The following is a 5195-nucleotide window of genomic DNA, read 5'->3' on the forward strand; positions in this document are numbered from 1 at the left end:
GGGCGGCGCCGGCTGGCGCGCGTTCGCGGCCGCGCAGCGTTCGTAGTGGTCGGTCACGCCGGCCAGCACGCGATCGATGGCATCGGGCACGTCGCCCGACAGCCGGCGGCGCGAGCGGCGCAGGTCGAGCGCATTCAGCGCGATACGCAGGTCGCGGAAGCTTTCGATCGACGGGTGGCGGTGATCGTCGGACGCGCCGAGGCGCGGCAGCAGCTGCGTGACGCGGTCGAGCATCCGCGATGCGTGGTTGCGCTGGTCGTCGAGCGGCTGCGTCGACGCGGAGCGCGCGACATCTTCCCAACCGGAGCGCAGCAGGCGCCGCACCGCGAGTTCCGCACCGAACGGCCGCGTTGCACGCGTCCATACATACGCGAACAGCAGCCCGGCGACGCCCGCGAGGTTGCTGTTCAGGAACACGAAGAAGTCGGCGTCGTACGCACCCTGGATGCTGATGAAGGTGGCCGTGTTCACGGCGACGAGCATCGTCACCATGTTGAACTGCGGGCGCGGCAGCAGCGTGCCGATCAGGATGAACGGGCCCGCGAACATCACGACGAGCATCGCGAAATCGTGCACGTGCGGCAGCACGACGAACAGGTACAGGCCGGCGAACACGACGCTCGCGGTCGTCGCGAGGAAGAACTTGAACACCAGCGGCGCCGGCTCGTCGAGTGCGGCGAAGAAGCTGCACGACACGGCCACGAGCGTGACGGCGCCGGCGCCGTCGTGCCAGCCGGACGCGATCCACATCCAGCTCGCGAACACGATCGCGGCGACGACGGTCAGCGTCGAGAACAGCATCATCCCGCGATCGAAGAAGCGTTCGGTGCCGCCGAGCCGCCAGTGCCGGTAGCGCGGCTGCCAGACGCCCGCTTCGTTGCCGATCAGCGCGCGCAGCGAGCGGCAGTCCTGCCAGATGTCGATGACCTGGCGCAGCCGCCACAGCGCGTTCGACAGCAGTGCGCCGTCCCAGCTCGCGAGCGCATCGTCGGCCGGCTGCAGCGCGGCGATGCGTTCGCGCAGGCGTTGCGCGACCGGGTCGTCGGTCATGTCGCCGTCGGTGCCGGCCTTGACGGCCGGCAGCGGCGCGTCGAACCATTTCGCGGCATCGGCCAGCAGTTCGTCGAGCCCGGCCGGGCGGATGTGCAGGTCGCGCATCAGCGCGATCAACGGATCGGCGAGCGACGACATCAGCGGCAGGAACAGCTGCATGCGGCCCGCGAGCGCCTGCGCACGGGCGAGGATGCGCGGGTGCGCATGGTCGTAGCTCAGCTGGCTCAGCAGGAATTCGAGGCCCGTGATGGTTGCCGCGAGGCGTTGCCGGCACGCGGACAGCGCCTTGCCGGCGATGTGCCCGGACAGCGTCTCGCGGCCATAGAACGCGGCGTCCTTGAACCACGCGTCGGTGCGCTCGATCAGCGTCGGCGCGAGCCGGTTCGGGAAGATCGCGCTGCCGACCACGCTCGCGCACACGATACCGAGCACGATCTCCTCGGTACGGGCGATCGCGACGTCGAACACGGTGGACGGATCGGTCACGGTCGGCAATGCGACCAGCGGCATCGTGTAGCCGGCGAGCATGAACACGTAGCTGCGCGCGGTGCGGTCGGAGATCGCGAGGTAGAGCAGCGTGCCGCACCAGGTGGCGACGATGATCGCGAACAGCAGCGGCGTCTCGACGAACGGCGGCACGAAGAAGATCGCGGCGGCCGCGCCGAGCGCGGTGCCGAGCGCGCGATACAGCGCCTTCGAGCGCGTCGCGCCGACGAACGGGTTCGACACGATGTAGACGCTTGCCATCGCCCAGTACGGGCGCGGCAACTGGAAATACAGGCCGAGGTACAGCGCCAGCATCGACGCGGCGAACGTCTTGCCCGAGAACAGCCAGTCGCGAAGGCTCGGATAGGTCATGACGTGGCGTTGCCGGTGTGGGATGCGCGTGCGGCGGGCGTGTGCGACTCGGATGCATTGAATGCGTCGAGCACGCGCAGCGTCGCTTCGAGATCGGCGCGCGTGACACCTTTGAGCACCTGCGCGCGCAGCACGCGCAGGTCTTCCTCCATCTTCGCGGTGACCGCGCGGCCGGCGGCCGTCAGCGAGATCGTTTTCGCGCGGCGGTCGTGCGGATCCTCGTCGCGGCGCGCGAGGCCGGCCGCGCACAGCTGGTCGAGCAGGCGCACGAGCGATGGCCCTTCGATGCCGACGTATTCGGCGAGCGTGCCCTGCCGCACGCCTTCGCCGAGGCGCCCGGCGATCAGCAGCGGCGTCGCGCAGGCCTCGGACACGTTGTACGCGGTCAGCACGCCGTCACTGGTGCGGCGCCACTTGCGCGCGGACAGCACGAGAAGGCTGCTGACGGCGAGGCGGAGGTCGTGCAGATTGGTCATGGGCGAGATGATAGGGGCAAATTAATTCGATAGCAAACTATCGTTTTTGTCACCCTGATGACACGTCGCTCGCGGTTCGGCCAGCCCGTTTGAAGCAATTTAGGCGGCGTGCCGGCGATGGTCAAGCTGTAAGGTTGTCGCTGCCGGAGCGTGCGGCGGCCGCGATCGAATGGTCAGACGAAAGCCGTCCGGCAGGGCCGCCCGGCAGGTCAGGCAGGTTCGAAGGCGGGGTTCGGGAAATCCGGCTTCGCGAAACGGCGCACTGCGTGCATATTGGGGCCGTTGCAAGCCTCCCGGAGATTCCGCACGTGTCCACTTCATCCTCGCAGCCCCCTGGCCAGGCGTCGCTCGACGCGTGGCTGGGCAAGACCGAAACGCGCGGTGACGACATCACCGCGTTCCCGCTGAACGCGCTGGCCGCCACGCTCGACCGCCCGTCGCCCGGCGACGTCGTGCCGCCGATGTGGCACTGGCTCTATTTCCTGCCGGTCGCGCCGCTGGCCGAAGTCGGCCCCGATGGCCACCCGAAGCGCGGCGGCTTCCTGCCGCCCGTGCCGCTGCCGCGCCGCATGTGGGCCGGCGGCCGCCTGACGTTCCATGCGCCGCTGCGCACGGGGCGGCGCGCGACGCGCGAATCCACGATCGAGAACATCGAGGACAAGACGGGCCGCAGCGGCCGGCTCGTATTCGTGACGGTGCAGCACCGGATCGAGTGCGACGGCGCGTTGTGCGTCGAGGAAGAGCACGACATCGTCTATCGCGATGCGCCGCAGCCCGGCTCGCCGGCGCCGAAGCCGGTCGCGGCGCCGGCGGGCGAGACGTGGTCGCGCACGGTCACGGCCGACGCCGTCATGCTGTTCCGCTATTCGGCGCTGACCTTCAACGGTCACCGCATCCACTACGACCGCAGCTACGTCACGCAGGAGGAAGGCTATCCGGGGCTCGTCGTGCACGGCCCGCTGATCGCGACGCTGCTCGTCGATCTCGTGCACCGCGAACGGCCCGATGCGACGCTCGCGAGCTTCGCGTTCCGCGCGGTGCGCCCGACGTTCGACGGGGAGCCGTTCACGCTGTGCGGCAAGCCGTCGGACGACGGCAAGACGATCGAGCTGTGGGCAAAGGATCGCGACGGCTGGCTGACGATGCAGGCCACCGCGACCCTGGCGTAACGGGGGCCGCTCCGTTCATGCGCGACGCGGCAAGATCCCCATGCGGGTGGTCGTTGTCGCACGCCGCAAGCCGGCCGGGCTGGCAGTCGGGCAGGCCCGACGTTCGTCGGCAAACCCCTGTAAGCTGCTGGCAGGTCGCGTGCCGTTCGCCGGACCAGGCGATGCGCGGCCGGCCCTTCCACCTTCCACGCCTCGCATCAGGAGCACGCATCTTGGCCACCTATATTGTGTTTACACGTGAAAGCATGCAGGACCCGCACGAATTCGACCTCTACCAGAGCAAGGTCGGCGCGACGCTCGCCGGGCATCCGGTGAAGGTGCTCGCAGCCTACGGGCCGCAGGAAACGCTGGAAGGTGAAGGCCCGGAAGGCGTCGTGATCGTCGAATTCCCGTCGAAGGAAGCCGCGCACGCGTGGTATCACGGCCCCGAATACCAGGCCGTCGCCCAGCACCGGTTCAAGGGCGCGCGCTATCGCGCCGTACTGGTCGAAGGCGTCTGAACGACCCGCATCGGACGCCCGGCTCGCCGATGAAACCATCGATTCCCGCCACCGCGCCCGTTCGCCCGCCGATGGGGCGCGCCACCACCGGGCTGCTCGCAATCAGCGTGCTGTGCTATCTGATCGCCATGTTTACCGCGCCGTTCCGCACCGGCGCGCCCGCGCCGCATCCGTGGGCCGACGGCTGGCAGGTGCTGCTGACGGGCTGGATGGGTGTGCTCGGCGGCATCTATGCATGGCTCGCGAATCCGCTCGTGTTCGCCGCCTGGCTGCTGACGGCGAAGCGCTACCGCGCGCAGGCGGTCGTGCTGGCGGTACTGGCGTTGCTGTTCGGGATGAGCTTCCTGTCGCAGCACCAGATCGCCGTCAACGAAGCGGGGGATGTCGAACCCGTGCATCTCGACGCGATCGGCTACTGGTGCTGGCTCGCGAGTTTCGCTGTAGCGTCGGTCGGCGCGGCGTTATTGCCTGGACGGACGAGGGCGCGCTGATTGACTGCGGACGCTCGATGCGGATGTCGACGGAGATGAAGCCGTGCGGCATCGCAACGATCCGCGGCATCGGCACGTGACGCGAAACAGCGTCTTGCGTGCCGATGCATGGAAGGCGCGACGTCGACGGCGCGCCTTCCACCTTCACCCGATGTGTGCCTGCAACGCACGCAGCCAATACGACACCGCGACCGCACCGCCGTCCGGCGTGCCGATCGCACGTTCGCCGAGATAGCTCGCGCGCCCGGCGCGCGGCGTCATGCGTGCGGTTTCCTGCGCACCGTGCTCGGCGGCTTCGACCGCGGCCGCCCATGCACCGGCGGGATCGCGATCGTTGTCGAGCGCCCGCTCGAATGCCGCGACGGCGGGGATCAGCGCATCGAGCATCGTCCGGTCGCCGGCGTGTGCGCCGCCCAGTTCGCTGATCGAATCCACCGCGCCGCGGAACGCCGCGGCCCAGTCGCGCGCGGACGGCTCGGCGATATCGGCCAGCCGGCGCGACGCGCGCAGTAGCGCGGTCGCATAGAACGGCCCCGAGCTGCCGGCAATCGCGCGGCGCAACGCGGCGCCGAGCGCCGAGAGCGCGCCGGACGGCGTGCCGTATGCGCTCTCCGGCAGTGCGAGGATCGCCTGCGCGGCGCGCAGCAT

At 69.4% G+C, this 5195-nt stretch carries 6 protein-coding genes; 3 read left to right on the plus strand and 3 right to left on the minus strand.

The annotated features are described in order from the left end of the window. Positions 1–1911 (minus strand): FUSC family protein (locus G3O00_RS39640; protein ID WP_206146250.1); only part of this gene is annotated, 1911 nt, incomplete at its 3' end. Beyond that, positions 1908–2387, minus strand: coding sequence for a MarR family transcriptional regulator (locus G3O00_RS39645; RefSeq protein ID WP_174928921.1), 480 nt, complete (start codon positions 2385–2387; stop codon positions 1908–1910). The genes G3O00_RS39640 and G3O00_RS39645, both read right to left, overlap by 4 nt. A gap of 308 nt (positions 2388–2695) precedes the next feature. Between G3O00_RS39645 and G3O00_RS39650 the strand changes: the two genes are divergently transcribed. From G3O00_RS39650 to G3O00_RS39660, 3 genes are all read left to right on the plus strand, one after another. Next, positions 2696–3556, plus strand: coding sequence for a MaoC family dehydratase N-terminal domain-containing protein (locus G3O00_RS39650; protein WP_206146251.1), 861 nt, complete (start codon positions 2696–2698; stop codon positions 3554–3556). A 212-nt stretch (positions 3557–3768) separates the two neighbouring features. Then, the gene (locus tag G3O00_RS39655; RefSeq protein ID WP_175969039.1) at positions 3769–4056 is read left to right on the plus strand and encodes a DUF1330 domain-containing protein; all 288 of its coding nucleotides are present in this window, start codon (positions 3769–3771) and stop codon (positions 4054–4056) included. Between the two features lie 29 nt (positions 4057–4085). Then, complete coding sequence (locus tag G3O00_RS39660; protein WP_206146252.1) at positions 4086–4547, plus strand: hypothetical protein; 462 nt, start codon at positions 4086–4088, stop codon at positions 4545–4547. A gap of 144 nt (positions 4548–4691) precedes the next feature. Here G3O00_RS39660 and G3O00_RS39665 read toward each other — a convergent pair. After that, the coding region (locus G3O00_RS39665) for a DAK2 domain-containing protein (RefSeq protein WP_206146253.1) at positions 4692–5195 on the minus strand (504 nt) is incomplete at its 5' end.

The sequence above is a fragment of the Burkholderia sp. Ac-20384 genome (genome assembly GCF_017104605.1).
In the GTDB taxonomy this organism is placed as follows: domain Bacteria; phylum Pseudomonadota; class Gammaproteobacteria; order Burkholderiales; family Burkholderiaceae; genus Burkholderia; species Burkholderia lata.

Bases quoted from the DNA above. Each gene is read 5' to 3' on its own strand.
- G3O00_RS39645 (WP_174928921.1), bottom strand. From the start codon at position 2,387: ATGACCAATCTGCACGACCTCCGCCTCGCCGTCAGCAGCCTTCTCGTG.
- G3O00_RS39660 (WP_206146252.1), top strand. From the start codon at position 4,086: ATGAAACCATCGATTCCCGCCACCGCGCCCGTTCGCCCGCCGATGGGG.